At 69.4% G+C, this 19813-nt stretch carries 21 protein-coding genes; 10 read left to right on the top strand and 11 right to left on the bottom strand.

The window, feature by feature from the left end:
* Window positions 1-7 precede the first annotated feature (7 nt).
* A complete protein-coding gene (locus G5C66_RS01360) occupies window positions 8-460 on the top strand; it encodes a PaaI family thioesterase (RefSeq protein ID WP_206443613.1) in 453 nt (150 codons plus the stop codon).
* A gap of 57 nt (window positions 461-517) precedes the next feature.
* Here the strand turns inward: G5C66_RS01360 and tuf are convergent, their stop codons facing one another.
* From tuf to G5C66_RS01335, 5 genes are all read right to left on the bottom strand, one after another.
* Window positions 518-1705, bottom strand: a complete 1188-nt coding sequence (tuf, locus tag G5C66_RS01355) for an elongation factor Tu (RefSeq protein WP_165108948.1) — start codon at window positions 1703-1705, stop codon at window positions 518-520.
* Between the two features lie 280 nt (window positions 1706-1985).
* A complete protein-coding gene (locus G5C66_RS01350) occupies window positions 1986-4250 on the bottom strand; it encodes an FdhF/YdeP family oxidoreductase (protein ID WP_165108946.1) in 2265 nt (754 codons plus the stop codon).
* A 10-nt stretch (window positions 4251-4260) separates the two neighbouring features.
* Window positions 4261-6888, bottom strand: coding sequence for an ABC transporter permease (locus tag G5C66_RS01345; protein ID WP_338144028.1), 2628 nt, complete (start codon window positions 6886-6888; stop codon window positions 4261-4263).
* The gene (locus tag G5C66_RS01340) at window positions 6875-7654 is read right to left on the bottom strand and encodes an ATP-binding cassette domain-containing protein (protein ID WP_165108944.1); all 780 of its coding nucleotides are present in this window, start codon (window positions 7652-7654) and stop codon (window positions 6875-6877) included. Before G5C66_RS01340 ends, G5C66_RS01345 begins: the two co-directional genes overlap by 14 nt.
* A gap of 89 nt (window positions 7655-7743) precedes the next feature.
* Window positions 7744-8241: a beta-class carbonic anhydrase gene (locus G5C66_RS01335; protein ID WP_165108942.1), complete on the bottom strand. Its 498-nt coding sequence runs from the start codon at window positions 8239-8241 to the stop codon at window positions 7744-7746.
* Window positions 8242-8302: 61 nt separating this feature from the next.
* Here G5C66_RS01335 and G5C66_RS01330 point away from each other — a divergent pair, with 61 nt between their 5' ends.
* The gene (locus G5C66_RS01330) at window positions 8303-10324 is read left to right on the top strand and encodes a M3 family metallopeptidase (protein WP_165108940.1); all 2022 of its coding nucleotides are present in this window, start codon (window positions 8303-8305) and stop codon (window positions 10322-10324) included.
* A gap of 103 nt (window positions 10325-10427) precedes the next feature.
* Entirely contained in the window at window positions 10428-10967 is a 540-nt protein-coding gene (locus G5C66_RS01325; RefSeq protein ID WP_241248113.1) for a dihydrofolate reductase family protein, read from the top strand.
* Between the two features lie 65 nt (window positions 10968-11032).
* Here G5C66_RS01325 and G5C66_RS01320 read toward each other — a convergent pair whose 3' ends face one another.
* On the bottom strand, window positions 11033-11230 hold the full coding sequence (locus G5C66_RS01320; RefSeq protein WP_165108938.1) for a hypothetical protein: 198 nt from the start codon (window positions 11228-11230) through the stop codon (window positions 11033-11035).
* A gap of 78 nt (window positions 11231-11308) precedes the next feature.
* Entirely contained in the window at window positions 11309-11884 is a 576-nt protein-coding gene (locus G5C66_RS01315) for a hemerythrin domain-containing protein (protein ID WP_165108936.1), read from the bottom strand.
* 161 nt (window positions 11885-12045) lie between these two features.
* Here G5C66_RS01315 and G5C66_RS01310 point away from each other — a divergent pair, with 161 nt between their 5' ends.
* From G5C66_RS01310 to G5C66_RS01290, 5 genes are all read left to right on the top strand, one after another.
* Window positions 12046-12666, top strand: coding sequence for a response regulator transcription factor (locus tag G5C66_RS01310; RefSeq protein ID WP_241248112.1), 621 nt, complete (start codon window positions 12046-12048; stop codon window positions 12664-12666).
* Between the two features lie 190 nt (window positions 12667-12856).
* Window positions 12857-13390 (top strand): sigma-70 family RNA polymerase sigma factor, encoded by a 534-nt coding sequence (locus G5C66_RS01305; RefSeq protein ID WP_165108932.1) that lies wholly within the window; start codon window positions 12857-12859, stop codon window positions 13388-13390.
* Window positions 13391-13419: 29 nt separating this feature from the next.
* On the top strand, window positions 13420-13581 hold the full coding sequence (locus tag G5C66_RS01300; RefSeq protein ID WP_165108930.1) for a hypothetical protein: 162 nt from the start codon (window positions 13420-13422) through the stop codon (window positions 13579-13581).
* Window position 13582: 1 nt separating this feature from the next.
* Window positions 13583-13909, top strand: a complete 327-nt coding sequence (locus G5C66_RS01295) for a plasmid stabilization protein (protein WP_165108928.1) — start codon at window positions 13583-13585, stop codon at window positions 13907-13909.
* Window positions 13910-14120: 211 nt separating this feature from the next.
* Window positions 14121-15383: an HNH endonuclease signature motif containing protein gene (locus G5C66_RS01290; RefSeq protein WP_165108926.1), complete on the top strand. Its 1263-nt coding sequence runs from the start codon at window positions 14121-14123 to the stop codon at window positions 15381-15383.
* Window positions 15384-15636: 253 nt separating this feature from the next.
* On the opposite strand, the gene G5C66_RS01285 is transcribed toward G5C66_RS01290, so the two are convergent.
* From G5C66_RS01285 to G5C66_RS01275, 3 genes are read right to left on the bottom strand one after another with little or no spacing between them, the layout of a single operon-like run.
* Window positions 15637-15891 carry a hypothetical protein gene (locus G5C66_RS01285; RefSeq protein ID WP_165108924.1) on the bottom strand — a complete coding sequence of 85 codons (255 nt, stop codon included), beginning with the start codon at window positions 15889-15891 and terminating at the stop codon, window positions 15637-15639.
* Window positions 15888-16139, bottom strand: a complete 252-nt coding sequence (locus G5C66_RS01280) for a hypothetical protein (RefSeq protein ID WP_165108922.1) — start codon at window positions 16137-16139, stop codon at window positions 15888-15890. The genes G5C66_RS01285 and G5C66_RS01280 overlap by 4 nt, the downstream gene beginning before the upstream one ends.
* A gap of 58 nt (window positions 16140-16197) precedes the next feature.
* Complete coding sequence (locus tag G5C66_RS01275) at window positions 16198-16992, bottom strand: sigma-70 family RNA polymerase sigma factor (RefSeq protein ID WP_165108920.1); 795 nt, start codon at window positions 16990-16992, stop codon at window positions 16198-16200.
* A gap of 181 nt (window positions 16993-17173) precedes the next feature.
* Between G5C66_RS01275 and G5C66_RS01270 the strand changes: the two genes are divergently transcribed.
* Window positions 17174-17944, top strand: coding sequence for an SDR family oxidoreductase (locus G5C66_RS01270; protein ID WP_165108918.1), 771 nt, complete (start codon window positions 17174-17176; stop codon window positions 17942-17944).
* Window positions 17941-18933 carry a UDP-glucuronic acid decarboxylase family protein gene (locus tag G5C66_RS01265; RefSeq protein WP_165108916.1) on the top strand — a complete coding sequence of 331 codons (993 nt, stop codon included), beginning with the start codon at window positions 17941-17943 and terminating at the stop codon, window positions 18931-18933. Before G5C66_RS01270 ends, G5C66_RS01265 begins: the two co-directional genes overlap by 4 nt.
* On the opposite strand, the gene G5C66_RS01260 is transcribed toward G5C66_RS01265, so the two are convergent.
* Window positions 18863-19813: a glycosyltransferase family 9 protein gene (locus G5C66_RS01260; RefSeq protein WP_165108914.1), complete on the bottom strand. Its 951-nt coding sequence runs from the start codon at window positions 19811-19813 to the stop codon at window positions 18863-18865. The two genes, G5C66_RS01265 and G5C66_RS01260, sit on opposite strands and share 71 nt — an antisense overlap.

Here is a 19813-nt window from a genome sequence, read left to right as displayed (position 1 = left end):
GGTGAAGATGATCGCGTTGCAGGACGAGTGGTGGCCGGAGATGACCTGCTTCGGGTGTGGGCCGGCCAACGCGGAGGGTCTCCAGCTGAAGAGCTACCCGCAGCTGGACGGGAGCGTGACCGCGACCTTCCAGCCGTGGCCGCAGCACGACAACGGCGGCGGGTTCCTCAACGGCGGGATCATCGCGACCCTGCTCGACTGCCACAGCGCCGCCGCGGTGCACCAGGAGGCGTTCCTCAACGGCTGGATGCCGGCCGAGGGGGAGTCGCTCGCCTATGTGACGGCCGGGATCGACGTACGCTACCGCCGGCCGGCTCCGCTGCGGGAGCCGGTGACCCTCGTCGCGTCCACCAAGGACGCCGGCGAGGACCAGATCACCTCGCTGGTGCGGCTGGAGTGGGACGGGAAGGTCCGCGCCGAGGGCGAGGCGCTCTGGAAGCGGTGGCGCCCGCGCAGCTAGCAGATCGGCAGAAGCAGGAACGGCCCCCAACCACGTCGGGGGCCGTTCCTCGTCACATCAGTCGAGCAGCTCGGTCACGGTGCCGGCGGCCACCGTGCGCCCGCCCTCGCGGACCGCGAAACCGAGGCCGACCTCCATCGCGATCGGCTTCTCCAGCTCCACCCCGAGCTCGATCGTGTCGCCGGGCATGACCAGGGCGATGTCACCCAGGTCGATCCCGCCGGGCACGTCCGTGGTCCGGAAGTAGAACTGCGGCCGGTAGTCCGCGGCGAACGGCGTGTGCCGCCCGCCCTCGGCCGTGGTCAGCGCGTGCAGGTTCGCCCGGAACCTCCGGTGCGGACGTACGCTGCCCGGCAGTGCCACCACCTGGCCGCGACGTACCTCGTCGCGCTTGACGCCACGCAGCAGCACCGCCGCGTTGTCGCCCGCCTCGGCGGACTCCAGCGACTTGCCGAACGTCTCCATGCCGATCGCCGTGCTGGTGATCGTCGTGCCGAGGCCCACGACCTCGACGGCGTCGCCGACCTTCAGCGAGCCACGCTCGACGGCACCGGTGACGACCGTGCCGCGGCCGGTGATGGTCACGACGTTCTCGATCGGCATCAGGAACGGCTCGCCGAGCTCACGCTCCGGAACCGGCACGTAGTCGTCGATCGCGTCGAGCAGGTCGCCGATCGCGGCGGTCCACTCCGGGTCGCCCTCGAGCGCCTTCAGGCCGGAGACCCGGACGACAGGCACGTCGTCGCCGGGGAACCCGTACTCGGAGAGGAGGTCGCGGACCTCCAGCTCGACCAGGTCGAGCAGCTCCGGGTCGTCGACGGTGTCGGCCTTGTTGAGCGCCACCACCAGGTACGGCACACCCACCCGGCGCGCGAGCAGCACGTGCTCCCGCGTCTGCGGCATGGCGCCGTCCTGGGCGGAGACGACCAGGATGGCGGCGTCGACCTGGGCGGCGCCGGTGATCATGTTCTTCACGTAGTCGGCGTGCCCGGGCATGTCCACGTGCGCGTAATGCCGGGTGGCGGTCTCGTACTCGACGTGCGAGATGTTGATCGTGATCCCGCGCTGGAGCTCCTCCGGGGCACGGTCGATGCCGTCGAAGGCGATGAAGCGGTTCACGTCAGGGGCGCGCTCCGCGAGCACCTTGGTGATCGCGGCGGTCAGCGTCGTCTTGCCGTGGTCGACGTGACCCATCGTCCCGATGTTGAGGTGCGGCTTGGTCCGCACGAACTGGCTCTTGGCCATGAGAGTTCCTTGTGTGTCAGAAGATTTCGGGGTGAGCCAGGACCCTCCGGCAAGCCCTCACAGCGCTGTCACCGCGGTGAGGGGGCCGGTGCGGGCGACCCTCCTCCGCGGGTCCTGCGAGACAGGAGGAGGGTCAGCTTCGAGCGCCGGTGCAATCGACTGACGGAGCCCACGCGAGAGCGCCCGTCAGGCTGGTGCCTGACAGGTGGTGCTCGGAAACCACGCGGAACATGTGCATCACGGTAGGTGTCAACACAGACACCCGCAATGTAATTCCCGGCTAGCGCGCCTCCAACCGGACGACGACGGACTTCGAGGTGGGGGTGCGGCTGCCGTCGGCGTAGGAGTCGAGCGGGATGAGGACGTTCGTCTCCGGGAAGTACGCCGCGGCGGACCCGCGAGGGGTGCCGTAGGCGACGACGCGGAACCCCTCGGCGCGGCGCTCGCCGTCGGCCCACACCGAGACGATGTCGACGGTGGCGCCGTCGGCGATGCCGAGCTCACGGAGGTCGTCGGGGTTGACGAAGACGACGTGGCGGCCGCCCTTGATGCCGCGGTAGCGGTCGTTGTAGCCGTAGACGGTGGTGTTGAACTGATCGTGGGACCGGAGCGTCTGCAGCAGCAGGTGGCCCGGGGGAGCGGAGATCGCGGTCAGCGGGTTGGCGGTGACCCGGGCGCGGCCGGTGGCAGTGTTGAAGGTGCGGGAGTCGCGGGGACCGTTGGGCAGGGCGAAGCCGCCGGGCGTCTTCAGCCGGGCCTCGAAGTCCTCGAACCCGGGCACCACCGCGGAGATGTGCCAGCGGATCCGGGAGTAGTCGATGCCCATCGTGGCCCAGTCGATGCCCTTGTCCGAGCCGAAAAGGGCGTCGCCGATCGCGCAGATGATGCCGACCTCGCTGCGCAGCTCCTTCGATCCCGGGAGCAGGCGGCCGTAGGAGGCGTGGACCATGCCCATCGAGTCCTCGACGGTGACGTACTGCTCCCGGCCGCCGGTCTCGTCGCGCTCGGTGCGGCCAAGGCAGGGCAGGATCAAAGCCTCACGGCCGTGGTGGAGGTGGCTGCGGTTGAGCTTCGTGGAGATCTGGACGGTGAGGCCGACGCCGGCGAGCGCCGCGGTCGTGACGGCGGTGTCGGGCGTCGCGGCAGCGAAGTTGCCACCGAGGGCGAGGAAGACGTCGACGGCGCCGTCGCGCATCGCCTCGATCGCGGCAACCACGTCGTAGCCCTCCTCGCGCGGCGGGGTGATGCCGAACTCGTCACGGACGGCGTCGAGGAACCACGCCGGCGGCTTCTCCCAGATGCCCATCGTGCGGTCGCCCTGCACGTTGGAGTGGCCACGGACCGGGCACGCGCCGGCGCCGGGCTTGCCGATGTTGCCGCGCAGCAGGAGGAACGAGGCGATCTCGCGGATGGTGGCGACCGAGTTCTTGTGCTGGGTCAGGCCCATCGCCCAGCACACGATGATGCGCTCGCGGCTCTCGACCAGGTCGGCCAGCGACTCGATCTCCTCACGGGAGATGCCGCTCAACCGGGTGATCTCGTCCCACTCCATCGCCGCCCACGCCTGCGCCGCGACCTCGAAGCCGTCGGTGTGCTCCTCCAGGAACGCGTGGTCGACGGCGTCGCGCTCGACGAGGACCTTGTTGATCCCGGCGAACAGGGCAAGGTCGCCGTTGACCTGGACCGGCACGTGGAGGTCGGCGAGCTTGGTGCCGACGCCGGTGACGCCGCGTACGGTCTGGGGGTTGCGGAACCGGCCGAGCCCAGCCTCGCGGAGCGGGTTGACCGACACCACCTTCGCGCCGTGCTCCTTGGCGGACTCGAGCGCGGTGAGCATCCTCGGGTGGTTGGTGCCCGGGTTCTGGCCGACCACGAAGATCAGGTCGGAGTGCTCGGCCAGGTCGTCGTAGGTGACGGTGCCCTTGCCGATGCCGATCACCTCGCCGAGGGCGGTGCCGCTGGACTCGTGGCACATGTTGGAGCAGTCGGGGAGGTTGTTGGTGCCGAGCTGGCGGGCGAGCAGCTGGTAGACGAACGCGGCCTCGTTGGACGCTCGCCCGGAGGTGTAGAAGACCGAGCGGTCGGGGGCGGTGGACCGCATCCGGTCGGCGATCAGGCCGATCGCGTCGGCCCACGAGATGGGGGAGTAGTGGGTCTCGCCGGGGCCGATGTACATCGGCTCGGTCAGCCGGCCCTGCGACTCCAGCCAGTGGTCGTCGCGCTCGTCGAGGGAGGCGACCGAGTGAGCCGCGAAGAAGTCGCGGTCGACCCGCTTGCGGGTCGCCTCCCACGCCACCGCCTTGGCGCCGTTCTCGCAGAACTCCGCCGCCTTGCGGTGGTCGGGGTCGGGCCAGGCGCAGGAGGGGCAGTCGAAGCCGCCGACCTGGTTGACCTTGAGCAGGGTCTGCAGGCTGCGCCGCGGACCCATCTCGCGCAGCGCGTACTCCATCGAGTGCGCCACCCCGGGGATCCCGACCGCGGCCGTCTCCGGCTCGCTGACGCGGAGGGTGGGCTCGGGCAGGTCTGCGGGGAGTTCGGTGCTCACCCTCCGCAGGCTACTCCGTGGCGATCGCCTTGAGGACGTCTTCCCTCCCGGCGCGGATGGCCGGGAGGAGGGCGGCCAGGACACCGACGACCACCGCGATCCCGAGGAAGACGGCCAGCTGGTCGAGCGGCACCCACAGGCTGGTCAGGTCGTCGCGCAACGCGTCGCGCAGCAGGACCCCGAAGAGCACCCCGAGGGCGAGCCCGAGCACGGCGCCGAGCACCGCGATCGTCACCGACTCCAGGGTGATCATCCGGCGCAGCTGGCCGCGGGAGAGGCCGATGGCGCGCAGCAGGCCGATCTCACGGGTGCGCTCGATGACGCTGAGGCCGAGGGTGTTGACGATGCCGATCACCGCGATCACGATCGCCAGCGCGAGCAGGCCATAGATCATGTAGAGCAGCTGGTTGACCTGACCCTTGATCGACTCCGCGAACTCGTCCTTGTCCTGTACGGCGACCACCGGCCGGTCCTCGACGAGCTTGTCGAGGCGATCGTGGACGACGGCGGGATCGGCGCCGCGCGCGAGCACGATGCTGAGCGAGGCGTCCTCCCGCGGCACCTTGGCCGCCACGAGGTCCTCGATGCGTACGGTGATCTCTCCGGTCACCTGGCTCTCCGCGATGATCCCGCTGATCTGCGGGTGGAGCTGGCGGCCGCTGCGCACGGTGAGGTCGATGCGGTCACCGAGCCGCCACTTGTGCTCCTTGGCGACCTCGTCGGTGACCAGCACCTGGCCGGGCTTCACGTCGTCGCTGCCCTCGAGCACCTCGAGGTCGTAGATCTTCGACAGGTGCTCGTCGACGCCGAAGAGGAACGCCGCCTCGTTCTTCTTGGGGTTCTGCAGGTCCAGCTTGCCGACGACGGCCTGGGCGATCTGCGAACGGGAGACGGTCGCGACGCCCTCGACCGTCTCCATCTCGTCTCCGATCGACGTCGGGAACGGGGTGAAGGTCGGGCTCTGCACGACCAGGTCGGGCTTGAACTGCTCCTCGACGACGTCGGTGATCGAGGCGTTCATCGAGGCGGCGAGCACCCCGATCAGGGAGACCAGGGCCAGCCCGATCATCAGCGCCGAGGCGGTCGCGCCGGTGCGCCGCGGGTCGCGCATCGCGTTCTGCCCGGCCAGCTTGCCGGTCATCCCGAAGACCGTCCCCGAGACCGTACGCAGCGCCGCCAGCACCGGGCGGCCCAGGAACGCACTGATCCAGGCGACCGAGAGGATCGAGACCCCGGCCCCGACACCCACCCACAGCGCCGGGCTGGTCGGCACGTCGAACCCGCCGGGCAGGCTGATCTCGGGGATCCCGATCCGCGGCATCGCCGCGAGCACCAGGCCGACCGCGAGCAGGACGAGCCCGACCGACGTACGCAGGACGGCGGATCTGACCGGAGGCTGGGTGTCCTCGCGCATGGCGGCGACCGGCGGCACCTTGGCGGCCCGGCGGGAGGGAAGGAGGGCGGCGGCGAGCGTGACGCAGACGCCGACGGCGTAGGAGATCCAGATCGTGCGCGGGGTGAGGACGAGGACGTCGGAGGCGATCTCCAGCCCCGCCTGGCGGAAGGCGGCGGCCAGGCCGTGGGCGAGCCCCCAGCCGGCGAGGACGCCGATGGTGGCCGCGACCAGCGCCATCACCAGCGCCTCGAACAGCACCGAGGTGGTGATCTGGCGGCGGGAGGCGCCCAGGGCGCGCAGCAGCGCCAGCTGGCGAGAGCGCTGCGCGATCAGGATCGAGAAGGTGTTGACGATGATGAAGGCGCCGACGATCACGGCGATCACCGCGAAGACGATCAGGAAGACCGAGATCACGTCGAGGAAGTCGCCGATGGCGTCCTCCGACTCGGCGACCACCTTGTCGCCGGTGACGGCCTCGAAGCCCTTCGGGAGCACCGTGTTCGCGGCCGCGGCCAGCTCCTTCTGGCTCACCCCGTCGGCGGCGGTCAGCGAGACCGCGGAGTAGACGTCCTTGCCCTCGGTGAACAGGTTCTGGGCACCGGCGGTGCTGAAGACGAGCAGCTGCGCGCCGGCGGTGCCGCCGCCGTTGAAGGCGGCGATGCCGGTGAGGGTGACCCTGCGCTTGGTCTCGCCCTGCGGCGCGATCAGGGTGACGCTGTCGCCGACCCGGTAGCCGGCCTTCTCCGCGGTGCCCTCGTCGAGGACGATCTCCTTCTGGGTGTCTGCCCACCGCCCCTCGTGGAGCTCGAGCATCGGCTCGCCGAGGAGGTTGGGGGAGCCGGTGTGGTTGAAGGCCAGCGTCGGAGCACCCGAGCTGCTGACCAGCTTGTCGTCGGTGTCGAGGACGTAGAGCCCCGCACCCTGGACGACGCCGTCGGCGCGGGCGACCTCAGGCAGCGTACGCAGCCTCTCGATGGCCTCCGGCCGCAGCATGGCCGCGCTGCCACCGCCGGGCCGGGCGGCCGCCTCGGTCGCGGTGGCGCTGTTGGTCGGGCGCACCTGGCCGTCGGGCGTGGACCCGTTGATGATGCCGGAGAAGGTGCGGTCGAGCCCGTGCGAGAAGGTGAGTACGCCGGCCAGGAAGGCGACGCCCAGCACGATCGCGAGCGTCGACATGAGCAGGCGTACCTTGTGTGCTGCGAGGTTGCGCAGCGTCAGCCGGAGCACCTCAAACGCCCTCACCGATCGGAGCCAAGCCCATCGCCCGGGACTGCAGGTCGGACATGTGGCCGAGGATCTCCTCGCGGCTCGGCTTGGCGAGCTCGTCGACGATCCGGCCGTCGGCGAGGAAGACCACGCGGTCGCAGTAGGAGGCCGCGACCGGGTCGTGGGAGACCATGACGATGGTCTGGCCGAGGTCGTCGACGCTGCGGCGCAGGAAGTCGAGGACCTGTGCGGCGGAGGTGGAGTCGAGGTTGCCGGTCGGCTCGTCGGCGAAGACGATGTCGGGCTTGGAGACCAGCGCGCGGGCGCAGGCGACCCGCTGCTGCTGTCCGCCGGAGAGCTCGCTCGGCTTGTGCTTCAGCCGCGGCCGCAGGTCGACCGTGTCGATGACCTGGTCGAACCATCCCGGGTCCGGCTTCTTCCGGGCCAGGGAGAGCGGCAGCAGGATGTTCTCCTGCGCGGTCAGCGTCGGCACCAGGTTGAACGCCTGGAACACGAACCCGATCTTGTCGCGTCGCAGCGCGGTGAGGCGGCGGTCGCGCAGCTTCCCGAGCTTGCGACCGCCGACGATCACCTCACCGGTCGTGGGCTTGTCGAGCGCGGCCAGGCAGTGCATCAGCGTCGACTTGCCCGAGCCGCTGGGGCCCATGATGGCGGTGAACTGCCCGGCATAGAGGTCCAGGCTCACACCGTCGAGCGCGCGGACCTCCGCAGCGCCCTTGCCGTAGGTCTTGCGCAGGTCGATCGCCTGGGCGGCGATCTCGAGTCGGTCTGCGTCGGTCACGACCCCAACTCTGGCTCACCCATGGTGAGCGCGCATCGGGGTTTCTACCGATTGTCGTAGATCTCGACCCGCTTCGCGGGTTCGCAGGCTCAGATCTTCTGGTTGAGCAGACCCGTGTCGACGTCGTAGATGAACCCACCGACCTTGACGTCCTCGGGGACGAACGGGTGCGAGCGGACCTTGGCGACATCCTCGGCGAGCGCGCGGACCTGGTCGTCGACGACGACGGTCAGGTCGAGCCAGGAGGCGTCCTGGCCGGCGGACTCGGCGAGCTTGGTGCGCAGCTCGGCCTCGGTGTTGGAGGCGACCGCACAGCGGGTGTGAGGCACGATCAGGATGCGCTTGACGTTGAGGAGGTGCACGCCGAGCACGAGCGCCTCCATCGCCTGCGGGGTCACCCGGCCGCCGGGGTTGCGGAAGATCTTGGCGTCGCCGAGGCCCAGGCCCAGCAGGGCGAGCGGCTCGATGCGGGAGTCCATGCAGGTCACGATGGCGACGCCGGCGTGGGCGACGCCGTCGAAGCCTCCGTTGTCGAACTTCTCGGCATATTCACGGTTCGCGGCAAGCAGGTCATCGAAATCGGCCATGGGGTCAAGGTAGTCGATATCGCGGCGACGACTTCGGGCTGTGTCAGATAGCGTGCGCGATGTGATCGACGCCCTACTCGAGCCCAGCGACCTGCCCCACCGGCTGCCCCGCTTCGCGGACATCTCGATCGACGACTACGGCCCGGCGATCGAGCACGGGATGGCCGAACAGCTGGCGGCGCTGACCACGATCACCTCCTCCGGCGAGGAGCCGACGTTCGAGAACACCCTCGTCGCCCTGGAGCGCTCCGGGGAGACGCTGGACCGGGTGCTGCGGGTCTTCTTCGCACAGCTCTCCGCGGACTCCACCGACGCGCTGGAGGAGCTCCACACGGCGTACGCTCCGCGGCTGGCGGCCCACCACGACGCGATGCTCCTCGACGACGCGCTCTTCGCGCGGGTGAACGCGGTCTACGAGAAGCGGGACGAGCTGGAGGGCGAGGACCGCTACCTCGTCGAGCGCTACCAGCGCGACTTCGTGCTCGCCGGCGCTGCGCTTGGGGAATCGGAGAAGGCGCGGCTGCGCCAGCTCAACCAGGAGATCTCGGCGCTGGAGGCGGCCTTCTCACAGGCCTCGCAGGCCGACTCCAACGACCTCGCGGTCGTCGTCGACAGCGTCGAGGAGCTCGCCGGGCTGACGCCGGGCGAGATCTCCGCGGCCGCGGCGGCTGCCGAGGGTCGGGGCCTGCCGGGCAAATACCTGATCACGCTGACCCTGTTCACCGCCCACCCCTACCTGTCCGTGCTGGAGAACCGCGAGCTCCGGCAGCGGCTGTTCGAGGCGCAGCTCGCGCGCGGGTCGCGCGGCAACGACAACGACACCCGCTCCATCGCGCTCGACGCGCTTCGGCTGCGGGCCGAGAAGGCGCAGCTGCTCGGGTTCGACAGCTACGCGGGCCTGGTGACGGCCGACAACACGGCCGGCACGCCCAAGGCCGTCCGCGACATGCTCGAGCGGCTGGCCGCGCCGGCGGCGCGCAACGCGCGGGCCGAGCAGGCCGCGCTGGAGGCTTCGGCGGGTGGGCCGATAGAGGCGTGGGACTGGCCCTACTACGCGGAGAAGGTCCGGGCCTCCGAGTACGACGTCGACCTGGCCGTCCTGCGGCCGTGGTTCGAGGCCGACCGGGTGCTGCGCGACGGCGTCTTCTTCGCCGCCGGCCGGCTCTACGGGCTGACCTTCGAGGAGCGCCCCGACCTGCAGGGCTACCACCCGGACGTACGCGTCTTCGAGGTCTCCCGCGACGGCGAGCCGATCGGGCTCTACCTGCTCGACCTCTACACCCGCGACTCGAAGAAGGGCGGTGCCTGGATGAACTCCTACGTCACCGCCAACACGCTGCTGGGCGAACCGTCGGCGATCGTGACCAACAACCTCAACGTGCCCAAGCCGGCACCGGGGGAGCCGACGCTGCTGACGTTCGACGAGGTCAACACCCTGTTCCACGAGTTCGGGCACGCGCTCCACGGGCTGCTGGCGCGGGCGACCTACCCGCGGTTCGCGGCGACGGCGGTCTACCGCGACTTCGTGGAGTACCCCTCCCAGGTCAACGAGATGTGGATGCTGTGGCCCGAGGTGCTCGCCAACTACGCGGTGCACTACGAGACCGGCGAGCCGATCCCCGCCGACGTGCTCGGCAAGCTCGAGGCGTCGTCGACGTTCAACGAGGGGTTCGCGACCTCCGAATACCTGGCGGCCGCGCTCATCGATCTGGCCTGGCACGAGCTGGGGCCGGGCGACGTACCCACCTCGCGGGAAGCGGTGGGAGAGTTCGAGGCGGCCGCGCTCGCGGCGGTCGGTCTGGACAACCCGGCGGTGCGACCGCGCTACTACACGGCCTACTTCAAGCACATCTTCGGCGGTTACGCCTCGGCCTACTACTCCTACATCTGGTCGGAGGTCCTCGACGCCGACACGGTCGCCTGGTTCAAGGAGAACGGCGGCCTGACCAGGGAGAACGGCGAGGCGTACGTCCGCTACGTGATCGGCATCGGTGGCACTCGTGACCCGCTGGAGTCCTACGCGGAGTGGCGCGGCCGACCGGCCCCGATCGCTCCGCTGCTGGAGCGCCGCGGCCTGGCCTGAGGCGATCAGAAGCCCCCTTGTCAACCATGCGGTTGACAAGGGGGCTTTCTTGCGCTTTCCTTTTAATCAACCAATCGGTTGACTACTGAGGGTGGTGGGGAAGATGACGGTGATCATGCAGGCGGTGGTGTCGGTCGACGGGTTCATCGGCTACGAGGACGACATGCCGGGGCACCTTTTCGACTGGTACAACAACGGCGACGTCGAGGTGCTCGGCGGTGCCGGCCGGATCTCGAAGGCGTCGTGGGACTACGTACGCGACTTCTGGGAGACCTCGACGACGATGGTGATCGGGCGTCATCTCTTCGACATCACCAACGGGTGGGAGGGCCGGCCGCCGACCGGCGAGCACGTGGTGGTCGTCAGCCACCGGCCCAAGCCGGAGGGCTGGCATCCGGAGGCCAGCTATCACTTCGCGACCTCGGTCCAGGCGGGCATCGCCAAGGCGAAGGAGCTGGCGGGCGGCACGCCGATCGGGCTGTGCGCCGGCGACGTCGCGGTCAGGCGCTCGCCGCGGGACTGGTCGACGAGATCCAGCTCGATGTCGCGCCTCTCCTCATCGGCAGGGGGAAGCCGTTCTTCGGGACGTACGCGGACTCGGTGCTGCTCAGCGATCCCGAGGTGGTCCAGGGCGACCGGGTGACCCATCTGCGATACCGCGTCGAGGGCCCGGCCGACCCTGGCCACAAGGCCTGGGAGGCCTGAGGGTCAGCGGTCCCGCGGGTCCGCCGGGCCTGCCCAGCTGGACTGGGGGTCGCTGGCGGGGAAGGTCTCCTCCTCGGTCTCGTCCTGGCGGTCGCGCTCTTCGCCTTCCTCCTCGACCCGCTCCGGGGTGGGGAAGGGGATCGGGGCCTCGGTGCTCTCGTCAGCGCCGGTCTCGGGGTCCTTCGTTTCCTTCTCGACCATGGTTCTGCTCCCATCTGAGGACTTCGAGGGTTGTCGTTCGATGCCGTTCGGCATCCACTGTGCCACGCGTAGGTGACGTCAGGATCTGCTCAGCGCGTCCCGGACGCGGTCGACGATGGAGTGGAACGGCATCGTGGCGAGCTGCTTGGGCACCGATCCCGCGGAGCCGGGGTGAGGATGGGTCGGTGCGACCATCTCGGCCGCGGAGAGCCGCTTGCCCATCGTGTGGCGGGCGGCCTCGTCGAGCGTCGCCAGGAGCAGCGGGAACTCGACACGCTCCTCCTCCTCGGCGTGCTGATCGACCGCGATCTGGAAGATCGGGAAGCTCTCGTCGAACTCCGGACTGTCGACGCCGACCTCCTCGAGGCGGGCCAGCATCTCGCTGGCCTCCTTCTCGTCGGCGTTGAGCGCCTTGGTCAGCGTCTCGCCGCCGTGGACGGCCGCGACCGGGTGGACGACGAGCTCCTCGGCGGTCTCGTGCACGGCGAGCAGGACGCGCAGGTCGTCGAACGCCTGGCGCTTGGCCGCGCCCTCGGAGTTGCCGACGGTCGCGCAGAGCTGCCGGATGCCGGCGTGCTGGTGCAGCAGGATCCTGACCACGTCGCCCTCGGGGAGCTCGGAGGCCCTCTTGAGGTCTTCGGTCACGTGGGACATGGATGTGCTCCTCACTCAGGGGTCTGGGTGGACGTCAGCCCTGGTACCCGCGGCGTGTTGTGGGCATACACCTGTCCAAGTGACCGCGGATCTGAGAGGGTTCAGGTGTGATGAGGGTGGGGGTTGTGCGGGTTGCAGTGGTCAGTCCGCAGGAAGTTGTGATGCGCGGGCTGACGACGATGCTCGCGGACTTTCCCGACCGCGTGGTCGTGACCGCGCTGCCGTCGGTCCGCAGCAAGGCGCCGGGAGTCGACGTGATCCTCTACGACACCCTCGGTCTGCACCTGACCGACGGCTCGGAGCTCACGCACATCCTGGAGGAGACCGACGCCAAGGTCTTGATCTTCAGCCGCGACATGCGCCCCGACCTTCGGGCCAAGGCCTACTCGCTGGGCGCGCCGGCGTGGGTGTCGATGAGTGTGCACGCCGGTGAGCTCGTACGCGCCATCGAGCTGACCGCCGCCGGCGAGACGCTCGGGGAGCGCGATGACCGGCTCGGCATGGTCGCCGGACTCACCACGCGCGAGGTCGAAGTGCTGGCCCTGATCACCCAAGGACTGTCCAACAAGGACATCGCCGAGAAGCTCGTCGTGAGCGTGAACACGCTGAAGAGCCACATCCGGCAGGCCTACCGCAAGATCGAGGTCAACACCCGCAGCCAGGCGGTCAGCTGGGCGATCACCCACGGATTCGCTCCGCCTGACGAGAATTCCGTGGAGTCCGGTGCATCCGTGGGTGCCCGGATGGTTACCGATACCGTATCGACAGAGCAGTCTGGGTGACTTCCCCCTACCTTCGGGATCGGGGAGTGACACCACGACTGTGCTGTCGGTGCCGCGGTCCCGGTAACGGACCGGGACCGCGGTTCTAACCCTCAGGGGTGAGTGTGCTGTGGGGGTTGAGCTCACCCCTGGGGGCCATTTCTCCCCTCGATCCTGTCATTCGGGCCGGTTTGCGCGACAGACTCGAGGCATGCACAGCACACAGGACGCACCGCTTCTGGCTCCCCGTCAGCGGGAGGATCTGGTCGTACGCCACCTCCCGGTGGCGCGCTCCCTGGCTGCCCGCTACTCGGGTCGTGGCATCGAGGTCGATGATCTCCGCCAGGCCGCGCGGATGGGTCTGGTGAAGGCTGCGCGCCGCTACGACCCCACGCAAGGTGCGTTCCTGAGCTATGCCGTCCCGATGGCCAAGGGCGAGGTGCGCCGCTGCTTCCGCGACCTCTCCCGCTGCGTACGTCCTCAGCTGGTGGAGAACGACGAGGACGGGTCGCTCGTGGAGCAGGTCGGTGAGCTCGACCCCGGCTTCGATGATGCCGAGGCTCGGGTGATGGTGGGGGCAGCCCTGCAGGAGCTCGACGAGACCGAGCTCCTGGTGCTGCGGCTGCGCTACGCCGAAGGTCTCACCCAGAGCGAGATCGGCGAGAGGATCGGCGCCACGCAGGCGCAGGTCTCGCGTACGCTCGCGCGGATCCTCCGTCGGATGCGAGTCGCCGTCGCCGCGTAGCGGGCGACCGTCGTGGGTACCGGTCGACCATGAGTACTCCAGCCGTCATCTTCACCGTGATCGGGGTGATCGTCGTCCTGGTCGGCATCGCGGCCTGGCTCTACGACGCCCGCCGGAACAAGCGCGTCGCCGATGACGCGGAGCGCTTCGATCAGCCCAGAAGGTCGCGATGGCCGAGAAGGAGGAGTTGAGATGCCGCAGCGTGCCTGGAGCAAGAAGCGAGAACGACAGTACGAGCACATCAAGAAGGGTCTGCTCGACCGCGGCGAGAGCGAGGACACCGCTGAGGAGATCGCGGCTCGCACGGTGAACAAGGAGCGTGCCCGTGAGGGCGAGTCCCGCGAGAGCAGCCGTACGTCGACCCAGGACATCTCCTCGGGGCGTCGTGGAGGCTTGCGTAGTCACCGGGGGGCTGGTGGGCGGACCAAGGCTCAGTTGTACGAAGAGGCCAAGGACAAGAACGTCAAGGGGCGTTCGAAGATGAGCAAGGCTGAGCTGGAGAAGGCTGTCGGTCGGTAGGTTTGTACGTGGGGCTGTGGGCGCCGCCGACCCTTTCTCTGAGGGAAAACTTGGCTGCCTATCGGGGCGGCGGCCCGGGTGTGGCGCAGCAGATGAAGTTGTTTCGCTGGCCGCGAAAGTGGGGGTTGACCTGGGAAAATAGGTTCCCGAAGGGGTGGTTCCGGAGTAGAATCGGACTCATCACAGCACACCCCTTGAAGGCGGAAAAGCGATGAGTCTCGGGAGCGGGATCGACCACTGGGGCACCAACCCCGGCGACCTCGTCGACGCTGCCCTGACCGCTATCGAGTCCTCGGTCCAGGACCTGCTGTCGAGTGATCCGGCCTACTGGCGGACCGGGCAGAAGAAGGACCTCCTCGAGCGGCTCGAGAAGCTGCAGGCCCAGCAGGCGGCGTTGAAGCTCCGGGTGCTCGCTGTTGCGGGTGATATCGCCGAGGAGACCGGCGCGAAGGACGCCTCCGCGTGGATGCGGACCGAGTTGCTGGTCGACAAGGCGGTCGCGCGTGCCCAGGTCAGGCTGGCAGCCGGGGGCGAGAAGTACGACCTCGTCGCTGCTGGCATGGCCGAGGGCGAGGTCTCGCAGGACAAGGCGCGGGTGATCATCAAGGCGCTCGATGCGATCGAGGCCGACCCGGCCGCCAGTCGCGAAGACCTGGTCCTGGCCGAGAAGCTGCTGGTGGACTACGCCACCCGGTTGACGGCGAACGAGTTGAGGATCGTCGGGAAGCGGATCCTGGCTGAGATCGACCCCGAGCGGTTCGAGCAGGCCGAGGCGAAGGCGTTGCTGCGGGAGGAAGAGCGGGCGCAGCGGCGCACGTTCTTCCAATCGCGGGACAACGGCGACGGCACCATCGACATCCACGCAAGGGTCTCCCGCGCCATCGGGGTCCGGCTCCGCACCATCCTCGACTCGCTGGCCCAGCCCCGGAAGCTCTCGGCCGAGGACGAGGGCGCGAAGGCGCCGTATGACCGGCTCCTGGGGCAGGCGTTCGGCCGGGTGATCGAGACCTACGACATGGAGAACCTGCCCCGTCACGGCGGGCATGGCACGACGGTGTTCATCACCATGACCCTGGACCAGCTGCGTGCCGACCTCGGCACCGCCGCACTGGGGTTCGATGGTGAGAAGATCACCGCAGCCGAGGCCCGTCGGATGGCGTGCGACGCCGACCTCGTTCCGGTGGTGCTGGGCACCGACTCGGAGATCCTCGACTTCGGTCGCACGGCCCGGTTGGCGCATCCGATCCAACACCGGGCACTCCGGCTACGCGACAAGTGCTGCCAAGCCGAGGACTGCGACGCACCAGCCGCATGGACCGAAGCCCATCACCTGAAACCGTGGTCCGAAGGCGGGCGAACCGACCTCGCCAACATGGTCCTGCTCTGCTCACGTGACCATCGCCGGATCCACGACCCCAACTATGGCTATGAGCGCCTGTCGGACGGTCGGATCCGGTTCACCCGGCGTACCTGAGCACTGCCTTCCCCACTGGCGCGGAGTGTTCCCCACATTGGGGTCGGTTTCCCCTGCTCCGGAGCGTGGGGAACTACTCCGCGGGTGGGGAAGTGTTCTCAGCGGTGGCGAGAACCATTCCGGCGGGTCCCAAGCCCGTGCCAAACGCGAATCTCGCGCCAAACTGCGTCCGCCGAGAACACCCTCCGTAACGGGTCGGCGGCCGCCAGCCCAAGAGCTGGCAGCCGCCGAACGACGAACAACGAGACGAGGCCTACGGATGCGGCCGCGACACGTAAGCCGTCGAGGTGCGCTCGAGATCCTCACCCATCGACGGCGTGGTGCGAGCGCGGTGGTCCCCGGCATGGCCGAACGGGAGTGTCATCGTGCTCATCCGGTCACGCGCCATGCCGACGGTCACGCTGGCGCTGTCGCGGAGGGTCTCGTAGGTTGCGGCGGGGTAGCGGCCGACGATGTAGCCGGCCAGGCCGCCCAGCGCGAAGGTGAAGAGGCTTCGTTTCGTCCTCACTTCTTGCCACCTACCTTCTTCCAGCGCGCCTTCTTCCCACCGGATTTGAACTTCCGCAGCAGGGCGTCGGTGCCCTTCTTGCGGATGACGGTGGTGGCGACGGTCATGGCGACGGGGAGGAGGAAGGCGGCGACGGCCGCGATCCGCTTGCCCCACGACGACTCCTGCCACTTGGTCTTGGGGGTGCCATTCCACAGCGAACGCTGGGCGGTGTCGTCACGCTCGCCGGTGATCGTTGAGTACGTCATGCCAGATCTCCTTGTGTCGGGGTCGGCTTTCGGGTCCCGTACCCGTGGCGGGTGCGGGTCATGCGGCGATTCCCACGTCGTCGAGCTGAGCACGGAGCTCGTCGATGATCCTGGTCAGAATGCGGGAGACCTGGGTCTGGGTGACCCCGATGGCCTCGCCGATCTCCGCCTGGCTGCGGTCCTCGAGGAAGCGGAGCTTCACCACGAGCTGGTCGCGCGGGCACAGCGAGTGGATGGCCTGCTCCAGCGCGAGACGGGTCTCGCAGTCGGCGAGCCCGCCGTCGATGCCGGGAAGCATGTCGCCGATGGTCGCCTCGCCGGAGGACTGGGAGTCGTTGGGGCGCAGCGGGGCGTCCAGCGAGGAGGGGGTGAAGCAGCCGCGGGCATCGAGGGCCTCGCGTACCTTCTGCTCGGGGACGTCGGCGATCTCGGCCAGCTTCGAGGTGGGGAGATTGCCTCGCTCGGAGCCGATCCGCAGCAGCGTGCTCTGCAGCTCCTGGATGGGACGCGGGGGACGCACGGTCCAGCCGTGGTCACGGAACCAGCGCTTCACCTCACCCCGGATGGTGGGTACCGCATAGGTGAGGAAGTCGTCGGCACGGTCGGGGTGGAAACTCTTCGCGGCTCGGACCAGGGCGATGTACGCCACCTGCTCGAGGTCGGCACGGGGGATGCCTCGGCCGGTGTAGCGGTGAGCGATCGAACGGGCGACCGCTGCGTTGAGCAGGATCACCTCTTCGATGAGCCGGTCCTGCTCCTCACCTTCGGCGTTGTGTGCGTCGGCCAACAGCTCAGAGGTCAGACGCTGGCGCTCGGCTCGGGGAAGGTCTGTCTCGAAAGTTGTCGTCGTCATGTGTAGGTAGTGCCCGGGAGAAGCGGTTCCCAACGGCTTCGCCGTGAAGTTCACCCTCGTGGGTGTGGGTCTCGGACGGCACAACCACCCCTACGGGTGGGAAGTCGGCCGACCGGACTGTGGCGGGTGGTGGCGGGTACCGATGCCGTTGAACGGACAGACCGCCTCTGAGAGGAGCACCATGAACGCATCGTTCGGAACGAACGGTCTCGACGGCAGGGTGGCGCTGGTGACCGGCGCCGGAAGCGGACTGGGAAGAGCGACGAGCAAGGTGCTCAGCGTCTCCGGAGCGTACGTCGTCGTCAGCGACAGGGATCCGGCAGCCGCGAAGGAGACCGTCGAGATGATCCGTGGGGAGCCGCGGCGGGGTGAGACGGAGGCCGTCGACCTGGACGTCACCTCACCCACTGCCGCCGACGAGACGGTCGCGGACCTCTCGGAGCGGTTCGGGGCCCGGTTCGACCTCCTGGTCAACAACGCCGGCACCGACCGCGGCTCGGACCTCGTCGACATCGAGGACGACCAGTGGCACGACGTCTTCGGGGTCAACGTCGACGGCCCGATGCGGCTCTCCCGTGCTTTCGTACGTCACCGGCTGGCGCTCGAGGACGGCCCGACCCAGCCCGTGGCCGACATCGTCAGCATCGCTTCGATCAGCGCCTTGACGGTGGGGGCGGGTGCCGCTGCGTACAACTCCTCCAAGGCGGCGCTGCTCAAGCTCACCGAGGTGATGCAGACCGAGGCGCGCGAGCGGGAGTGGCCGGTGCGGGTCAGCGCGATCAACCCCGCGGCGATGGCCACGCCGATGATGGACCAGTGGGGGCTGCCGCCGGAGCGGATGATGGACCCGACGATCGTGGCGGAGCTGATCCGGTTCGCGGTCACGCTTCCCGAGGGGGCGTGCCTGCAGAGCGCCGTCGTGATGCTGCGCAACGAGGGCTATCCGCGATGAACGACTGGGAAGAGTCATTGCGTGGTGCGCGGGTGGTGGTCACCGGCGGGGCCGGGTTCGTCGGCTCCTGGCTGAGCGAACGCCTCCTCGACGCCGGGGCCGAGGTCTGGATCGTCGACAACCTGCTCACCGGCTCGGCCGACAAGATCGAGCACCTCTTCGGCCGCCCGGGCTTCGCGATCACGATCGCCGACGCCAGCCACGCGATCCCCGATCCCGGCGGGGTCGACCTGGTGATGCACCTGGCCTGCCCGGCCTCTCCGGTGCACTATCAGCGGTTGCCTCTGGAGACGCTCCGGGTGGCGAGCGAGGGTACGGTCAACGCGCTCGAGCTGGCTGACCGCCACAACGCCCGGTTCGTGCTCACCTCCACCTCCGAGGTCTACGGGGAGCCCGAGGTGCACCCGCAGCGCGAGGAGTACTGGGGCCACGTCAACCCGATCGGCGTACGCAGCGTCTACGACGAGGGCAAGCGGTTCGCCGAGGCGACCACGATGGCCTACGCCCGCGAACGAGGCGTCGACGTCGGGGTGGCACGCCTGTTCAACACCTACGGCCCGCGGATGAGCCTGGACGACGGCCGGGTCGTGCCCACCTTCCTGGGCCAGGCCCTGAGCGGGGCCCCGCTGACGGTCGCCGGTGACGGCTCGCAGACTCGGTCGCTGTGCTGGGTCGAGGACACGGTCGAGGGCCTGCTACGGCTCGCCTGCGCCGACGTGGCCGGTCCGGTCAACATCGGCAACGACCAGGAGGTCACCATGCTCGAACTGGCGCGCCTGGTCATCGAGCTGACCGGCTCCGAGTCGAGCATCCATCATGTCGCGCTGCCCGCCGACGACCCGCACGTACGCCGCCCCGACCTGACCCGCGCCCGGCTGCTGCTCGGCTGGGAGCCGGAGATGTCCCTGGAGGAGGGGCTCAAGCGGACGGCGCGGTGGCGCGAGGAGGTCGATGCCGCGCCGACAGCAGGCGAAGCGCCGCATCACTGACCTCGTCGACACTCAGGCGCAGGAGCGCCGGGTCCGGGACGGAGGCGTGCGGGTCGCCGGGGCGGTCGCCATGCCAGAGCGCGATGTGCGGTCCCGGTGGCGGACCCCAGGTGGAGGGCGGTGTCGGTCCGAGCAGGACCACCGACGGCGTACCCAGCGCGGACGCGAGATGGGCGATGCCGGTGTCGCCGCAGACGATCAGCCGGGCGGCGCTGACCAGGGAGGCCAGCGCCATCAGGTCGGTCTCGCCAGCCAGGTTCGCCTCGGGCGGGAGGCCGGCGCGGGAGCGTACGTCCTCGGCGAGGTCGCGCTCGGCGGGGGAGCCGGTGACCAGGACGGGGGCGCCGGTCAGCGTCATCCGGGTGGCGACGGCGGCGAAGCGGTCCGCCGGCCAGCGGCGGCTGCCGGAGGCGGCGCCCGGATGGACGAGGATCGCGTCCGGGACGGGTGGGGGCTCCGGATCGGGCGGCGGGATGCGGACGTCGTCCGGCTCCGGGTCGCCACCGAGGGTCTCGGCGAGCAGCCGGCACCAGCGATGGCGCTCGTGCTCGGCTGGATCCCAGGCGGGGCCACCGGGCTCGTCGAAGCCGATCAGCCGCCGGGGGCCGAGGACCCGGAGCAGGTCGCGGGAGGCGGGGCCGTTGCCGTGCAGGTCGATGGCGACATCCGGGGGAGGACCCGTCCAGGCGACCGGATCCAGCTCCTCGGTGGCGATCACCTGGTCGGCGATCGCGGCGAGCGTGATCAGCCGGGTCTGCGCCGCGGGCGCGGCCAGCACGATGCGGTGCCGCGGCAGCGCCCGGCGGAGCATGCGCAGTGCGGGCACCCCGGTGAGCAGGTCACCGAGGCCGAGTGCGCGATAGACGAGCGCCGTCCTCAT

It is taken from the genome of Nocardioides turkmenicus, assembly GCF_011045035.1.
GTDB lineage: Bacteria > Actinomycetota > Actinomycetes > Propionibacteriales > Nocardioidaceae > Nocardioides > Nocardioides turkmenicus.
The sequence above is the reverse complement of the archived record's forward strand: the minus strand, read 5'-3'. Positions and strand labels throughout refer to the sequence as shown.